This window comes from Streptosporangium sp. NPDC000095, from assembly GCF_042899335.1.
Taxonomy (GTDB): Bacteria; Actinomycetota; Actinomycetes; order Streptosporangiales; family Streptosporangiaceae; genus Streptosporangium.
This window is the reverse complement of sequence record NZ_JBIAZS010000001.1, coordinates 1,043,282-1,059,168: the sequence shown is the minus strand read 5'-3', so window position 1 is coordinate 1,059,168 and position 15,887 is coordinate 1,043,282. Positions and strand designations below refer to the sequence as shown.

Annotated in this window: 14 protein-coding genes; 5 read left to right on the top strand and 9 right to left on the bottom strand. The window is 71.0% G+C overall.

The features are described from left to right. Positions 1-45 precede the first annotated feature (45 nt). The 3 genes from ACFY3V_RS04400 (at position 46) to ACFY3V_RS04390 (ending at position 4,210) form a co-directional block, all read left to right on the top strand. A complete protein-coding gene (locus ACFY3V_RS04400; protein WP_362898478.1) occupies positions 46-2,322 on the top strand; it encodes a tetratricopeptide repeat protein in 2,277 nt (758 codons plus the stop codon). Between the two features lie 258 nt (positions 2,323-2,580). Continuing rightward, positions 2,581-3,339, top strand: coding sequence for an SDR family oxidoreductase (locus tag ACFY3V_RS04395; RefSeq protein ID WP_350944616.1), 759 nt, complete (start codon positions 2,581-2,583; stop codon positions 3,337-3,339). Positions 3,340-3,520: 181 nt separating this feature from the next. Next, positions 3,521-4,210 carry an HNH endonuclease family protein gene (locus tag ACFY3V_RS04390; RefSeq protein ID WP_389769864.1) on the top strand — a complete coding sequence of 230 codons (690 nt, stop codon included), beginning with the start codon at positions 3,521-3,523 and terminating at the stop codon, positions 4,208-4,210. Here the strand turns inward: ACFY3V_RS04390 and ACFY3V_RS04385 are convergent, their stop codons facing one another. The 5 genes from ACFY3V_RS04385 to ACFY3V_RS04365 all read right to left on the bottom strand — a co-directional run bounded on the left by ACFY3V_RS04385 (position 4,211) and on the right by ACFY3V_RS04365 (position 9,148). Next, complete coding sequence (locus ACFY3V_RS04385; protein ID WP_362898474.1) at positions 4,211-4,603, bottom strand: PepSY domain-containing protein; 393 nt, start codon at positions 4,601-4,603, stop codon at positions 4,211-4,213. It abuts the gene before it with no gap. A 116-nt stretch (positions 4,604-4,719) separates the two neighbouring features. Further along, complete coding sequence (locus tag ACFY3V_RS04380; protein WP_362898472.1) at positions 4,720-6,300, bottom strand: MDR family MFS transporter; 1,581 nt, start codon at positions 6,298-6,300, stop codon at positions 4,720-4,722. A gap of 111 nt (positions 6,301-6,411) precedes the next feature. Further along, positions 6,412-7,026 carry a TetR family transcriptional regulator gene (locus ACFY3V_RS04375; protein ID WP_350944611.1) on the bottom strand — a complete coding sequence of 205 codons (615 nt, stop codon included), beginning with the start codon at positions 7,024-7,026 and terminating at the stop codon, positions 6,412-6,414. A 182-nt stretch (positions 7,027-7,208) separates the two neighbouring features. Beyond that, the gene (locus tag ACFY3V_RS04370) at positions 7,209-8,468 is read right to left on the bottom strand and encodes a HAMP domain-containing sensor histidine kinase (RefSeq protein ID WP_362898470.1); all 1,260 of its coding nucleotides are present in this window, start codon (positions 8,466-8,468) and stop codon (positions 7,209-7,211) included. Beyond that, positions 8,465-9,148 carry a response regulator transcription factor gene (locus ACFY3V_RS04365; protein ID WP_350944608.1) on the bottom strand — a complete coding sequence of 228 codons (684 nt, stop codon included), beginning with the start codon at positions 9,146-9,148 and terminating at the stop codon, positions 8,465-8,467. The genes ACFY3V_RS04370 and ACFY3V_RS04365 overlap by 4 nt, the downstream gene beginning before the upstream one ends. 93 nt (positions 9,149-9,241) lie before the next feature. Between ACFY3V_RS04365 and ACFY3V_RS04360 the strand changes: the two genes are divergently transcribed. Both ACFY3V_RS04360 and ACFY3V_RS04355 read left to right on the top strand, forming a co-directional pair. Then, positions 9,242-9,763, top strand: a complete 522-nt coding sequence (locus tag ACFY3V_RS04360; protein WP_389769856.1) for a hypothetical protein — start codon at positions 9,242-9,244, stop codon at positions 9,761-9,763. A gap of 141 nt (positions 9,764-9,904) precedes the next feature. Then, a complete protein-coding gene (locus tag ACFY3V_RS04355; RefSeq protein ID WP_362898465.1) occupies positions 9,905-10,834 on the top strand; it encodes a hypothetical protein in 930 nt (309 codons plus the stop codon). A 173-nt stretch (positions 10,835-11,007) separates the two neighbouring features. Here the strand turns inward: ACFY3V_RS04355 and ACFY3V_RS04350 are convergent, their stop codons facing one another. The 4 genes from ACFY3V_RS04350 to ACFY3V_RS04335 form a co-directional block, all read right to left on the bottom strand. Continuing rightward, entirely contained in the window at positions 11,008-11,778 is a 771-nt protein-coding gene (locus tag ACFY3V_RS04350) for an IclR family transcriptional regulator (RefSeq protein ID WP_389769851.1), read from the bottom strand. An 82-nt stretch (positions 11,779-11,860) separates the two neighbouring features. Beyond that, a complete protein-coding gene (locus ACFY3V_RS04345; RefSeq protein ID WP_350944604.1) occupies positions 11,861-13,108 on the bottom strand; it encodes a heterodisulfide reductase-related iron-sulfur binding cluster in 1,248 nt (415 codons plus the stop codon). A 1-nt stretch (position 13,109) separates the two neighbouring features. Continuing rightward, positions 13,110-14,426, bottom strand: coding sequence for an FAD-binding oxidoreductase (locus ACFY3V_RS04340; protein WP_389769847.1), 1,317 nt, complete (start codon positions 14,424-14,426; stop codon positions 13,110-13,112). Further along, a complete protein-coding gene (locus ACFY3V_RS04335) occupies positions 14,426-15,883 on the bottom strand; it encodes an FAD-binding oxidoreductase (protein ID WP_389769844.1) in 1,458 nt (485 codons plus the stop codon). The genes ACFY3V_RS04340 and ACFY3V_RS04335 overlap by 1 nt, the downstream gene beginning before the upstream one ends. Positions 15,884-15,887 lie beyond the last annotated feature (4 nt).

Below are 15,887 nucleotides of genomic sequence, written 5' to 3'. Positions count from 1 at the left end.
CAAGCCGTTTGGGGCATGCTCCCCGACCTGGCAGACTGACGTCCCATGGACGTGGACATCTGGGCCTGGGTGGGCGACACCCAGCGGCAACTGCATGAGGCAGGCAACACCGGTCTGGCTATGGCGATCGGAGACGTGCCCGCGCAGGCGTTGGAAGGCCGGTACGGGCAGCTCGACGTGCTCGCGCCCGCCATCGCGCAGCAGGCGGAGAACCTGCGACTGCCCTGGTTGGAGTTCTACGCCCGCTACTGGCACCTGATCGGCCGCGTCGGCGACCGCGCGCAGGGGACGGTCGCGATCGCCGACGCCGAGACGCTGGTGGAGTTCACCAAGCGGGAGGACGTCCGCGAGTGCCCGTCCGTGCCCGGTGCCGTCGTGGCGCTGGCCATCGCGCAGGCGAACGCGGACGGTCCCGGTTACGCCTCCGAGCGGCTGGCCGCGCTCTCGGCCCTGGACGTCGAGCCCGGCTCGCTGGCCTTCGCCTCCGTCGCCGAGCAGTACGTCGCGGCGCTCGTCGACGCGGGGCGCGTCGACGAGGCCGTCTCCCACGCCGAGACCGCGGTGGCGGCGCTCGGCGGTGCCGACCGTGAGGCGAGCTGGGAGCTGGGGGCCGCCTCGGCCCGCGCGCTGCTCGCCGCCGGACGAGCCGAGGACGCGCTCACCGCGCTCGACGCCGCGACCGGGTTCAAGCCCGACGACCCGGTGGCCAAGGAGCACCGCGAGGGAGTGCTCCGCTCACTCGTGCTCGCCACCCTCGGCAGGGTTCAGGAGTCCGTCGACGCCCTGCCCGACCTCGACGTGGTCGGCGACCACCCTCGCGTCTGGGTCGAGTGGTCGCACGCCATCCACGCGCTCACCGGAGCGACGCAGATCACCAACACCTGGCAGCTGGGCCGGGTGCTCAAGCAGTGGATCGACTACTTCGCGATGATGGGCGGCTACCGCGCCCGGGTCGAGCTGGCGCTCGTCGCGGGGCACCTGGCGGTCGCGCGCCAGGGAATCTGGCAGGCGCGGCTGTTGGCCGACCTGGCGGAGTCCGCGGCAGGAGAGCTCAGGAGCCCCGGTGACATCACCGAGCGGATCACCGAGCTGCGCGCCGCCGCGGACTCCGCCACCGCGCTTCCTGCCCCGGGTCCCACGGACGAGCTGGTCGGCTACTTCGACGCCGCAGACGGCTTCAACGCCGACCCGGAGCGCTGGGTGGGCTGGCTGGCCCCGCTGTCCGGCCGTGATGTGGAGGCCACCCGGCGCCACACCACCACGCTGGGCTTCCTCGGCTACCCGGCCAAGGGCGCCGACATCTACTGGACCATGCTGGTCGAGTCCGGTGACATCGAGACCGCGGACCCGCAGGACGCCTCGTACCTCAGCGGCCTGCTGATCGAGGCCCGCCAGGACGAGCGCCTGGAGCAGGTGGCGGAGCGGCTGCCGGTCGCGCAGCGCCACATGGCCCTGGGCCGCCTGTACACCTCGCGGGAGCGCTGGGAGCAGGCGGCGGCCGAGGGCGAGGCGGCGGTCGCCGCGGGCGGCGGCATCGAGGCGGTCCGCCTGTGGTCGGCCGCGGCGCAGCAGCTCGGCGACAACGCCAAGGGCGCCGGCGTGCTGCGTGATCTCCTCGACTCGGAGGAGATCGAGCAGCAGGACATCTGGCGAATGATCGTCATGGCGACGGCCGCGGAGGACTGGGAGACCGTCCGTCTGGGCACCGCCAAGATCGGGATGCCGCTGCAGTCGACCGAGGGGCCGATCGAGGAGGAGATGGGCCTGGTGCGCATCATCCTTCCCGCCCCGGACGGCAGCCAGCGCCAGGTCCTGAGCGTGCGCACCGGCCCCGCGACGGCGCGTCTGGCCATCCCCCAGCCTCCCGGTATGGAGTACAACGCCGGTGACCTGGTCGTCTTCGAGCCGCAGCTGCTTGAGCCGATCCCGGAGAGCGCCGAGGAGCAGGAGAGCTTCGTCCCGCCCTTCGCCGCGGTCAGCATGCTCCGTCCGGGTGGCTACACCAGCTGGTTCTTCGACGGCGCCGCTCCCAGCCAGGCCGACTGGACGGAGTTCAACGACGTCATGGTCGAGCGCGGCTGGCCGATGTGGGTCTACAGCGACGACAACTACACCGTGACCCACCCGACCTCGGGCGAGCCGCTGCCCGGCGTTTTCGGCTGGATCGCGGTCCCGCCGGATGTCAGCCCGGTCGAGCTCGACGCGCTTCTGGACGACGCCACCGAGCGCTGGGTGCACCCGCTGGCCTGGCTCGACCTGGCCAAGGCCGTCGACGTCGAGGTGGAGCGGCACGAGCGGATCACCAAGGAGTACGGCCTGTAGGACGGCTCGCCACGGCCGTGCCCGGCGGTCCGTGGCGCCGCCCGCTCTTCGGGAGGTGTGGTCCGCGCGCCGCCTCAGGAAGGGAGGGGCGCGGTCATTCGTGACCCACTCGGAGCCCGTGTCGCCGGTGACCCGCCAGGATCACCGGCGAGCACAGGACACCGCGTCGCCCGCGAGTGGACCGACCCCTCGCGAGCGGTTTCCGGCACGGTCACTAGAATCTCATTCGGCATGTTGGACGGATGAGGGAGGACCCCGATGCTGGAACGATTCCGGCTGGACGGCAAGGTCGCGATCGTCACCGGCGCGTCCTCGGGGCTGGGTGTCGCGTTCGCGAGAGGGCTGGCCGAGGCGGGCGCGGACATCGTGATCGGTGCCCGTAGGAAGGACCGCCTTGAGGAGACCCGCGCACTGGTCGAGGAGACCGGCAGGCGGTGCGTGGCCCTCGCCACCGACGTGACCAGGCCGGAGGACTGCCGGGCACTGGCCGAGACGGCGGTGGCCGAACTCGGCGCGGTGGACATCCTGATCAACAACGCGGGTGTGGGCTCGGCGGTCCCGGCGCTGAAGGAGACGCCCGAGCAGTTTCGGCAGGTCGTGGACATCAACCTGCACGGCACCTACTGGATGGCGCAGGCCTGTGCCAGGGTGATGAGGCCCGGCTCCTCGATCGTCAACATCGGGAGCATTCTGGGCGAGACGACCGCCGGTCTGCCGCAGGCCGCCTACAGCGCCTCCAAGGCGGGGGTCGTCGGCCTCACGCGCGATCTCGCCCAGCAGTGGACGGAGCGGCGCGGCATCCGGGTCAACTGCGTCGAGCCGGGGTTCTTCGCCTCGGAGATGACCGAGCAGTACGCCGAGGGTTATCTGGCCAGGCAGCTTGAGCAGCGGGTGCTGATGAAGCGTGCGGGCGACCCGGCCGAGCTCGTCGCCGCCGCGATCTTCCTCGCCTCGGACGCCGCCTCGTACGTCACCGGTGCGGTGATCCCTGTCGACGGCGGGATCCTGATCACCTGATCCGAGGGGAGTGTCTTTGGTAGCTTTTGTCCGTATCGAGTGAGAAAGATGCTGGTAAGGCATGGATTGATGGGTCAGAAATTCTCTCGTTCTCCCAAAGGCTTCTTAAGGCTTTTAAGATTGAGGGCGGCATCTGAGGTAATTTGCCGCTTCAGTTGGTGAGCACGTGAGAGGTGGCAGGGTGCGGACGGCACTGGTACGAGGCGTGGTCGTCGCGATGATCGCGTTCACGGTGGCGGGCTGCGGCCCGTTTCCCGACGGAGGCGTGGACGAGGGGACGCGGTCCTCGGGAGGGGCTTCCGGGGACAGGAACTCCGCCTCCGAGGCGCTCAAGGACCTGAGGAAACTCGAGGTCAAGGGGCGTGCCCCGATGACGGGATTCAACCGCGACAAGTTCGGTCCCGCGTGGTCGGACGTCGACAAGAACGGCTGTGACACCCGCAACGACATTCTCATTCGCGACCTCAAGGAGGAGGTCTTCAAGAAGGGCGAGGAGGGCTGCATCGTGCAGTCCGGAATTCTTGAGGACCCCTACAGCGGCAAGACCATCAAGTTCGAGCGCGGGACACGGACCAGCATGGCGGTGCAGATCGACCATGTGATCGCGCTCGCCGACGCCTGGCAGAAGGGCGCCCAGCAGTGGCCCGCTTCCAAGCGGAAGGAACTCGCCAACGACCCGCTGAACCTGCTGGCGGTGGACGGGCCGCTGAACAGCCAGAAGGGCGCCGGAGACGCGGCGACCTGGCTGCCGCCGAACCGCGCCTACCGGTGCCCCTATGTGGAACGTCAGATCAAGGTGAAGGTCAAGTACGAGATGTGGGTGACGCCGGGGGAGAAGGACGCCATGGAGGACGTCCTCAAATCCTGCTGATCAGTCGTCGTAGTCGCGCTTCAACTTGATGATCTTTCCGGTCTTCGCGGACACGTAGACGTCGTACTCCCAGGCCCCCTTGTGCAGCTCGACCTTCCAGGCGCGCCGGCCGTGCTCCCACTCGCGCTCGACCTTGCTCACGCGCGCGCCGGGAACGCGCTTCTTGGCGATCTTCACGGCCTGGCCGGAGGAGATGTACGCCGAGGTGGTGACGGGTGCGGTGGCGGCACCCGTGGTGCCGGCCGCGGTCACGCCGGTCGTGCCGGTCGTGGCCGCGGTGGCGGTGATCGCCGCACCGTCCGTCTGGTGCGCGGCGAGGGCGATGCCGCCTCCACCGGTGAGGAGGGCGGCGGTTGCGAGGGCTCCGACGGTGATTCTGGTGATTCGTGTCATGGGTCAAGATTTGCGGAGACTTTGCTAGGGGCACGCTAAGAGATCGTTAACCGACGGTGAGTACGGCCCGCCACCGGATTCCGGCGTGCTCCCCAGCGCCGTTTCCGGCGGTCCGATCAGTGACCGGCGGCCGCGGCCTGCTCCCGGGCCAGCCGCTCCTCGCCCGACAGCGTGTTGAGCGGCTTCTCCTTGATGAACAGGACCGCCACCAGTGCGAGCGCGGTGAGCGGCACGCCGATGAGGAAAAGTTCGGCGGTTGCCGTCGCGTACACGTCCTGGACGATGCGGACGACGGGAGCGGGCAGCTTGGAGATGTCGGGTACGGCCCCGCTTTCGCCACCCGCGCCGCCGCCGGCGGCCATCGGGCCGAGCCTCTCCGTCATGAGCGCGGTGATCCGGTTGGCCAGCACCGCGCCCAGGGCGCTGACGCCGACGGCGCCGCCCATGCTGCGGAAGAAGGTCAGCACCGAGGTGGTGACCCCCAGGTCGTGGGCGGGTACGTCGTTCTGGGCGGCGAGGACCAGGTTCTGCATGAGCATGCCGACACCGATGCCGAGCACCGCCATGTAGATCCCGAGCAGCACCATGCCGGTCTGACCGTCGATGGTGCTGAGCAGGCCCATCCCGGCGAGCATGACGACGCCGCCGGCCACCAGGAAGCCCTTCCAGCGGCCCCACTTGGTGATGAGCTGGCCGGCCACGGTGGAGGAGACGAGCAGGCCGAACACCATCGGCAGGCTCAGCAGGCCGGCGACCGTCGGCGACTTGCCGAGCGCCACCTGGAAGTACTGCGACAGGAAGACCGTGCCGCCGAACATGGCCACGCCGACCAGCACGCTCGCCACGGTGGCGAGGGTGACGGTGCGGTTCCTGAAGATGGTCAAGGGGATGATCGGCTCGGCCGCCCTCGACTCCACCCAGATGGCGAGCGCGAGGGTGACCAGGGCGCCGCTCACCAGGGCGACGGTCCACCAGGAGCCCCACTCGAACTGGTTGCCCGCCAGGGACGACCAGATCAGCAGCGTGGACACACCCAGTGTGATCAGCAGGGCGCCCAGGTAGTCGACCTTGACGTCCCTGCGCACCACCGGCAGGTCGAGCGTGCGCTGCAGCAGGACGATGGCCAGGATCGTGAACGGCACGCCGATGAGGAAGCACCAGCGCCAGCCGAGCCAGGAAGTGTCCACGAGCACGCCGCCGATGAGCGGGCCCGCCACGGTGCCGACGCCGAACACGGCGCCGAAGATGCCGGCGTAGCGGCCGAGCTCACGCGGCGGGATCATGGCCGCCATCACGATCATCGCGAGCGCGGTCATGCCACCGGCGCCGATGCCCTGCACGACGCGGCTGACGATGAGGATCTCCACGTTCGGTGTGAGACCCGCGATCAGCGAGCCCACCACGAACAGCCCCAGCGAGAGCTGGATCAGCAACTTCTTGTTGTAGAGGTCGGCCATCTTGCCCCAGAGCGGCACCGTGGCCGTCATGGCCAGCAGCTCCGAGGTGACGATCCAGGTGTAGACGGTCTGCGTGCCCTGCAGGTCGGTGATGATGCGGGGCAGGGCGTTGGCCACGACGGTCGAGGCCAGGATGGACACGAACATGCCCACCATCAGTCCCGACAGCGCCTGCAGCACCTTTCTCCTGGAGGTGGGCGCCGCGGCCACGGACTCGGGCTGCGCGCTGGTGGATGTCATCTTTCCTCGATTTCTCGGGCGGGGGACCGGCGCTCCGCGTGACTCGCGCGGACGCCTTCCGAACGGGAACGTGTTCGGGGGGTGATCGAAGGAGAACGGTGACCGGGACGGTCACGGATTGGGCAGGCCGGCGGCGAGCTGGGAGAAGGCCTCGTCGACCAGGTCGGCCAGCGCCGGGCGGCCGTCCGCGGCACTCCAGCGCATCATCGCCGCCCGGAAGGCCGCCATGGCCACCGCGGTGGCCAGCTCGGGATAGCCGCTCGTACCCGGTTCGACGCCGATTCTGCGCGCGACGACGGCGGACACGGCGCGCTCGGTCTCGGTGCCGTTGGCGACCAGCCGCGGCAGGAGTGACGGGTTCTGCTCGAACACCTTCAACCGCAGCAGCCACTGCTCGCGGCGCTGCTGGACGTGTTCGGCCTCGACCCGCGACATCAGGCGCAGCGCCTCCAGAACCGGCACCTCGGCCGGCACGGCCTCCAGCCTCTCGCGCAGCTCGGCGACGGACGCCGGGCTCGCTCCGACAAGCGCGTCCTCCTTGGACGGGAAGTAGTTGAAGAACGTGCGCGAGGAGAGGTCCACCGCCGTGGCGATGTCCTCCACCGTGACACCCGCCAGGCCGTGTTCGGCCACCAGCGTCAGGGCGGCGTGCTCCAGCGCCGCACGGGTCTCGAGCTTCTTTCGATCTCTCCGGCCGAGCTCGTCCACGCTCTCCACACTGGTCACGACGTCAACAGTAGGGAGGAACTTTCAGATTGTGCAACATTTCATTGTCTGAAGTGCGGCAGATCACAGATAGGGCGAGCACGCGGGCGTCGCGGGGATGGGCGGGGGCTTCCTCATCGGTTCCGTGAACTCCCCGGCCACCGCGTCCACCTCCGGCCACCGCGGGGGCGAGGGTTCCGGGGTCAGGACGTGACGGCGGGCAGGAACAGGATCACGCTCGCCCCACCGGAGGGGGAGGTGCGCAGGGACAGCGAGCCACCCGCCGACTCCGCCGTGCGGCGGGCGATGTCGAGGCCGAGACCGGTCGATCCGGCCCCGCTCTCGCCACGCTGCAGCGGATCGGGCGTGGCGAAGCCGGGACCCGCGTCGGCGACGGTCAGCAGCGCGCCGTCGCCGGTCGCCTCCAGCCGTACGGAGAACGAGACCCCCTCCGGGGTGTGCGCGAACACGTTGCCGAGCAGGGCGTCCACACAGGCGGCCAGGTCGTCCGCGGCGACCCCGACCGGCAGTGGTCCCGGGGCGAGATCCAGGGTGAAGTCTCGTGACTGGTCCTCGGCGAGCACCGACCAGAACGCGACCCGCGCCCCGGTCACCGCCGCCGCGTCGCACTCGGCTCGATCACGCACCCGCCGCCGCGCCTCGGTGATCACCGAGGTGACGGCGCGTTCCAGGGCGTCCACCCTGGCCTCGATCCTGGCCGACTCCTCGGGATCGGCCAGTGACTCCGCCTCCAGCCTCAACCCGGTGAGCGGGGTGCGCAGCCGGTGGGACAGGTCGGCGGCGCTCTCCCGCTCCTCTGCGAGCAGGCCGGTGATGCGCTCGGCCAGGTGGTTGAGGGCGAGACCGACCGCGTGCACCTCGGGAGGGCCGTCGGGCACCGTCCTGGCGGACAGGTCGCCCGCCGCGAGCCGGTGCGACACCTTCGCCAGCGCGGTGATCGGCCTGATCACCGCGCGGGCCAGCCGGTCGCCGACCAGCACGCCCAGTCCGACCAGGGCCAGGCCGAGCGCCGCCAGCCCGGCCCAGACCTGGGGCACGCCCCTGGTCAGGTCGGCGTCGTCCAGGAAGACCCGGACCACCGCCGTGCCCCCGGGCGCCCCCTGGACCGCGACCAGGATCTCCCGCCCGCCGGGCGCGGCGGCGGTGACGCTGCGGCCGTGGGAGGCCAGCTCCACGGCGGTGGAGCGCGGTGCGGGATCGCCGATCACCTCCCCGCCGGGAAGGAAGACCGTCACCGGATGCCTGGCCTGTTCCGCGGTGAGCCGCAGGGTCTCGGTGTCCACCGCGCCGACCACGACCGCCACCGACTCGGCCTCGCTCTCCGCCTCACTGACCGCTCCGCTCACCGCGACCGTGCGGACCAGCAGGGCGAGCGGGACCAGCAGGGCGATCAGTACGAGAGAGGTGGTCGCCGCGACCAGCAGGGTCAGCCAGCGCCTCATGCCGGGGCGGCCAGTCGCACGCCGACACCCCGGACGGTCTGCAGGTAGCGGGGCTCCTGGGATGTCTCGCCCAGCTTGCGGCGGAGCCAGGAGAGGTGGACGTCCACCGTCTTGTCGGCTCCGCCGTAGGGGATCTGCCAGACGTGGGTGAGCAGTTCCCGCTTGGTGACCACCTCGCCGGGCCTGGCCGCCAGGTAGTGCAGCAGGTCGAACTCGCGAGGACTCAGATCCAGCGGCGTCCCGTCCAGGGTCGCCTCCCGGGTACGGGGGTCGATGCGCAGGCCACCGACGGTGACCGCGCTGTCGGCGCGGCTCTCGCCCGCCACCCGCCGGAGCACGGCCCGGATCCGCGCGTCGAGCTGGGCCGCGCTGAACGGCTTGACCACGTAGTCGTCGGCACCCGCGTCCAGCAGCCTGACCATCTCCGTGTCGCCGTCTCGCGCGGTCGCCACGATCACCGGGACCCGGCTCACCGCGCGGAGCATCCGCAGCAGGTCCAGGCCGTCCATGTCGGGCAGGCCGAGGTCGAGGACGACCAGCTCGGGGTGTTCCTCGACGGCCAGCCGCAGGCCTTCGAGAGCGGTGGGGGCGGACGACACGGCGTGACCGCGATCGCGCAGGCCCCGGGTGAGGGAGGTGCGGATCGCGGCGTCGTCCTCGATGAGCAGCACATTCGACATTTGCCGCCACGTTAGCCTTCTCCGGCACCGCGTCAAAAGCGGGTTAGCCGCTCCTTAGCGTTGTCTTATCGTTCCAGGTGGCACAGTGAGGACATGCGCAAGCGTCTTCCCCTGGTCGTGGCCGGATGGCTGATCACCGGGCTTCTCGCGATCGGAGCGGGTGTGGCGGTGATCGATCGTCTCAGTGAGCCGCTGACGGACACCGGTCTTCGGCCGCTCTCCGCCGCCGAGGTGGATGAGGCGCTCGCCCTCGCCTCGTCCCTTCCCAGTGCCCCGCCCACCGCTCCCTCCCCTTCCGAGAGTGCCCCTTCCGAGACCGACGGCGTCGAGGAGTCCGGTGAGGCCACCCCCGAGCCCGCCACCACCGCCACGCCTGCCGCGGAGCCCGGTGAGAGCCGACTGATCATCACGAAGGGCGGCAGAGTGATCGCCCGGTGCGAGGGCGGCCTCGTCACCCTGCGGTCGTGGAGTCCGGCCCAGGGCTTCCAGGCCGACGACGTGGAGCGCGGACCCGCCGACCGGGCCCGCGTCGAGTTCGAGTCCGAGGAGGACGAGGTCAAGGTCGAGGTCCGCTGCGCGGCCGACGGATCACCCGTCCACCGCCTGCACAGCTGATCCGGGCTCTCATCTCTCACCACTATCGGGTTCCATAAGTTGATATATCTCCTTTGAGCGTCGGTAACGGCCCGCCCCGCTACCCGTGATCGGCCGCCACTAGGATCCGCCTTCACGAAACGGGTGCGAAAGGGAGAGACGATGAGCGCTCAGAAGGCCGGTGGCGGCAGGCGGCTGCTGTTGAAGGGGTTTCTCCTCGCGGTGGTCCTGCTGGTGGTCTCCGGGTTCGCGCTCAGCGCGTGCTCGCGGGTGAGCACCCAGCCCGACGAGGTGGTCCTGCACTACGCGGGCGGTGTCCTGGAGGCCATCAAGTTCGAGAAGTGCATCAATCCCTCCAGCGGCGCCACGCTTCTCGGCCCCGGCGACAAGGGATACTCCTATCCGTTCGGCCAGCGGACCTTCGACTTCTCCGGGGCGGACGACGCCGAGGCCAAGCCGCTGTCGGTGGTCTCCAAGGACAACGTGGAGATGACGGTTTCCGGGGTGGCGACGTTCACGCTGAACACCGACTGCAAAACGCTCCAGCAGTTCCACGAGAAGATCGGTCTGAAGTTCCGCGCCTACTACGAGGGGGGCGAGTCGTCCGGCGGCTGGCGGCGGATGCTCAACATCTACATGCGCGTGCCGCTGGACCGCGCGCTGGACGCCGCCTCGCAGGAGTTCGAGTGGCGAGGGCTGTTCAACGACCCGAAGGTGAAGCAGGCGTGGGAGGCGCGGGTCGGCCAGCTCGCCAGGGAGTTCATCAAGGAGACGTCCGGGGGCGACTACTTCTGCAACCAGAACTACGTGGGCAGCGGGCAGTGCGGTGACATCGTCCTGACCATCCAGAAGCCCGAGCCGCCGGAGGCCCTGGTCTCCGCCCTGGCCGCTGAGCAGGCGGCGAAGGCGGAGAACATCGCGCAGACCCAGCGCAACGCCAAGGTCCGCACCGAGATCGAATCGATCAAGGACCTGGTCAAGGTCCTCGGTCCTGAGGGGGCCGTGCTGTGGCAGGCCATCCAGAAGGGGCAGGTGAGCGTGGTCCCGGTGCCGCAGGGCAGCAACCTCAACATCACCCCTCCCGGACGATGACCCCGGCACCCAACCTCCGGCAACCTCCGTCCGGCCCCGGGACCCCCGTCCGGCCCCCGGTGATCCCGCGGTCGTCTCACGCTCCCTCGCCCTCGCCGGGCGAGCGGAGCGGCGGCCGTCTTCGGTGATCCCGCGGCCGCCCCACGCCGCCCCCTACCAGGGCGGCGATCGGCTCACGAGACGCGCTCGGCTCCGCCGGGCGTGATCGGGCCCAGTTCGGCGCCGAAGTCGTGCGCGATCCTGCGCATGCCCTCGGCGAGGTCCCGCCGGTCGAGCGCGGCGATGCGCTCGGCCGGCCCGGACACCGACAGCGCGGCGATCGTCCGCGTCCCGTCCCGTACGCCCACCGCCAGGCAGTGCACGCCCAGCTCCTCCTCGCCCAGGTCCATCGCGTACCCGTGTTCTCGCACCCGCTCCAGCTCGGCGAGCATCCCGGGCAGGTCGGTGATCGTGTTGGCGGTCCTGCGGGGCATGCCGGTCCGCTCGACCAGCGACGCCACCTCGCTGTCCGCCCTGTCGGCCATCAGGACCTTCCCCACGGCGGTGCTGTGCGGCAGCACCCGCCTGCCGACCTCCGCGAACATCCGCAGCCGCCTCGGCGAGGGCACCTGGGCGACGTAGACCACGAAGTCCCCTTCGAGCACCGCCAGGTTGGCCGTCTCACCCGACAGCTCGACGAGCCTCGTCAGATACGGTTGCGCCCACACGCCCACCATGCGCTCGGCCACCCCGCCGAGCCGCACCAGAGCGCCCCCCAGGGCGTAGCGGCGGTCGGACTCCTGGCGCACGTAGCCCCGGGCGAGCAGCGTGCGCAGCAGCCGGTGGATCGTCCCGTACGGCAGGCCGGTCCTCGCCGCGATCTCCGAGAGGCCGGCCTCCCCGCCCCGCTCGGCCAGCGCCTCCAGCACGTCCAGCGCCCGGTCGACCGACTGCACCGCGCTCATGTGCCCTCCCCACGGGACGGCCCCCGACCTTGGCGCGTCCCGTACCGGCGGGACGGGCCGCTCACGAGATCCCCGCTCGCCCTCACGGCACCCTCGCGAGTCCGCGCAGCGAGGCGTCGAGGACCTGCGCGGTGTGCGCCACGGGGACGGGTTCGGCGCCCCGGCGGCGGATCGCCGAGGCGATCTGCATGGTGCAGCCGGGGTTGGCCGAGACCAGCAGGTCGGCGCCGGTGGCGAGCACCCGTTCCGCCTTGCGGTCACCGAGGTCCTTCGCGGTCTCGGGCTGGAACAGGTTGTAGGTTCCCGCCGAGCCGCAGCAGATCGCCGACTCGGCGATCTCCTTCAGCTTCAGGCCGGGCACGCCGCCCAGGAGCTCGCGGGGCTGGGACCGTACCCCCTGGGCGTGGGCGAGGTGACAGGCGTCGTGGTAGGCCACGGTGAGCGGCAGCGGATGGCGCTCGGCCGCCGGGCCGAGCGCGACGAGATACTCCGCCAGGTCGACGGTCCTGATCGCCCGGGCCCTTTCGACCCACTCGCCGCCCTCGCCCTCGAGGATCTCCGCGTAGTCCTTCATCGTCGATCCGCATCCGGCGGCGTTGACGACGATCGTGTCGACGCCCGCCCGCTCGAAGGTGGCGATCGTCCGCTTCGCGAACCGCAGGGCCTGCCTCTCCTGGCCGGAGTGCAGCGACAGCGCCCCGCAGCAGCCCTGCGAGGGCGGGATCACCACGTCGCAGCCCTCCATCGCGAGCACCCGGGCCGTGGCCTCGTTGACCTGGGGGAAGAACTCCCCCTGCACGCAGCCGGTGAGCATGCCGACCGTGGCCCGGTGCGGGCCCCGCGCCGCGATCCTTCGCGGCAGCCGCGTCCGGTCGGCGGCCGGGGGAGCGAGGTCGGCCATCGCCGCCAGGGACGGGTTGATCCGCTCCAGCCTCGGCGCGACCGCGCGGCGCAGCCCGGCGCTGAGCCGCAGCGGCAGCCGCATCGCCCGCAGCCGCCGGGGATAGGGGAACAGCTGGAAGACCAGCGCCCGCAGCGCCCTGTCGTCGGGCTCTCTCACGTGCACCCGCTCCACCTCGGCCCGGGTCTGCTCGATCAGCCGGTCGTACCTCACCCCGGACGGGCAGGCGGGCACGCACGCCATGCACCCCAGGCACGCGTCGAAGTGCCCGGCCATCTCGGGCGTGAGCGGTGTGCCCTCGACGTGCTGTTTCATCAGGTGGATCCGGCCGCGCGGGGAGTCCATCTCCTCGCCCCACAGGACGTACGTCGGGCACGAGGGCAGGCAGAACCCGCAGTGCACGCAGTCGTTGATCAGCTCAGGGTCCATGTCAGATCCCTCCCGCGAACCGGCCGGGGGACATCCTCCGGCCGGGGTCGAACCGTTCCTTGACCCGCCGCATCAGAGGCAGGGCGCCGGAGGGACCCCAGCGATCGATCCCGCGGGCGAGAGCGGGTGGCACGGCGAGCACCGTGAGCGCGCCACCGAGCCGCCGCAGGTCGTCGCGTACGCCCGTCACGAACCCGGAGAACTCCGCCTCGCCGACGTCCCCCGGCAGGGCGGCCAGCAGAACCGCTGAGGCCACCGACCCGCGCACCCGAGCGGGCAGCCCGCGTGCGGCGACCGCGCGCAGCGCCGGGCAGGCCGCGGCAGGCGGGACCCGCATTTCCAGCAGCACCTCCTCGCCGGGCGGCACCGACCACCAGGCGGGCGCCTCGGCGGTGATCCGCGCGCTCCCGTACTCGTCCATCGAGGTGCGCACGGCCTCCGCGCGGACATCGGCCGCCACTCCCTCGACGAGCGCGCAGACGGTGGCCTCGCCGGTGATGTCCGGCCACTCCAGTTCGACGGCGCTCGGCTCGGCCTGCGAGGCCGCGAGCTCGGCGACCAGTGCGTCCAGCGCGTCCAGTCCGTCCCTCGCGGGGGAACCGGCGGAACCCGGTCCGCCGGCGGGCAGGTCCACGGTGACCCACCGGCGCTCGGCGGGGATCGGGTGGAGGCGGAAGGTGGCCTCGGTGATGACGCCGAGCGTGCCGTAGGAGCCGGTGAAGAGCTTGCCCAGGTCATAGCCCGCGACGTTCTTGACGACGTTGCCGCCCGAGGTGGCGATCGTGCCGTCGGCCAGCACGACCGTGATGCCGATCAGCAGGTCGCGGGCGGTGCCGTAGCGGAACCTGCGGGGACCGGCGACCGCGGTGGCGAGCGTGCCGCCGACCGTGCCGGCACCCAGGGGCGTGTCCAGGACGAGTTCCTGCCGCGACCGCGAGAGCGTGGCGTTGAGGACGCCGAGGGGGAGTCCCGCGCCGACCCGCGTCACGAGATCGCCCGAGGAGTGCTCGACCGCGGATCCGTCCCCGAGGAGCAGGCAGCAGGTGTCGATCAGCAGGTCGCACCGTTCGGGGGGATTGCCCCAGCCGAGCTTGGTGCCGTCTCCCACCGGGACCACGGCCAGGTCGTGGGCGGCCGAGACGCGCATCAGCGCGGCGACCTCCCCGGTGTTCTCCGGCAGGGCCACCCAGCGGGGCGAGACCCCGCCCACCGCGTCGTCGGAGGTCGCCTCCCGGATCGTCACGCCCGTCGCGCGCAGCGCCTGCTGCGCTTCCTGTGCTTTTTGTGCCTTCAAGGGTGCCTCCAGCGGTGCTCCCATCAGAAGTGCTCCGCCTGTCCCGACTCGACCAGCGGGTGCGCGCCCTTGCGGACCCCGGGGACCTCGCCGCACAGCCGGGGGGTCGGGAAGATCTTTCCCGGGTTCGACAGGCCGCGGGGGTCGAAGGCGCAGCGCACCAGCTGCATGGTGTTGAGATCGTCGTCAGAGAACATTTTCGGCATATATCGGGACTTGTCCACGCCGACGCCGTGTTCGCCGGTGATGGAACCGCCGTGCTCGATGCACAGGTCGAGAATTCTCCCCGACACGATCTCCGCCCTCTCCTCCGCACCCGGCTCGGCGTCGTCGAACAGCACCAGCGGGTGCAGGTTGCCGTCACCGGCGTGGAAGACGTTCGCCACCCTGATGCCGTACTCGCGGGAGAGGGCGTCGATGCTCGCCAGCACCCCGCCCAGCGCGGTGCGGGGGACGACACCGTCCTGGACGATGTAGGCGGGGCTGATCCGGCCCACCGCGGCGAACGCCGACTTGCGGCCCCGCCAGATCGCGGCCCGCTCCGCCGGGTCGTCGGCGACCCGTATCTCGAACGCGCCGCTCTCCCGGCAGAGTCGCGTCACCTCGCCGAACTGGTGCGCGACCTCCTCCGCGGGGCCGTCCAGCTCCACGATGAGCACCGCCCCCGCGCCCTCCGGGTAGGCGCACGCCACGGCCGCCTCGGCCGCCTCGACGGCGAGGGCGTCCATCATCTCGATCGCGGCGGGCACGATGCCTCCGCCGATGATCGCCGACACCGCCTGCCCGCCCCGCTCGATGTCCTCGAACGCCGCGAGCAGCGTCGTCACGGCCTCCGGCAGCCTGCTCAGCCGTACGACGATCTTGGTCGCGATACCGAGGGTGCCCTCGGAGCCGATGAACGCGCCCAGCAGGTCGTATCCGGGATCGGTGTCCGACAGCTCGACGATGTCACCGTCGGGGGTGACGATCTCCAGGCCGACCACGTGGTTGACGGTGAAGCCGTACTTCAGGCAGTGGGCGCCGCCGGAGTTCTCGGCCACGTTGCCGCCGATCGTGCAGACCTGCTGGCTGGAGGGGTCGGGCGCGTAGTAGCGGCCCAGGTCGCGGACGGCCTCGGTGATCGCCAGGTTGGTGACCCCCGGCTCCACGGTCGCCCTCCGGTTCGGCAGGTCGACGGAGAGGATCCGCCGCATCTTCGAGGTCACGACCAGCACCCCGTCGGACCGTGGCAGGGCACCGCCCGACAGTCCGGTCCCGGCGCCCCTGGCCACGAACGGCAGGTCGTACTCGTTGCAGATCCTCACCACGGCCGCGACCTGCTCGGTGCTCTCCGGCAGCACCACGACTCCGGGGGTGACCCGGTGGTGGGTCAGCCCGTCGCACTCGTAGGTGCGCAGCCGCACGGGATCGGTGATGACCGACCCGGGTCCGAGGAGTTCCTCGAACCTGCGGGCCGGCTCGTCCAGGGTCTTCGTCGACATCGCT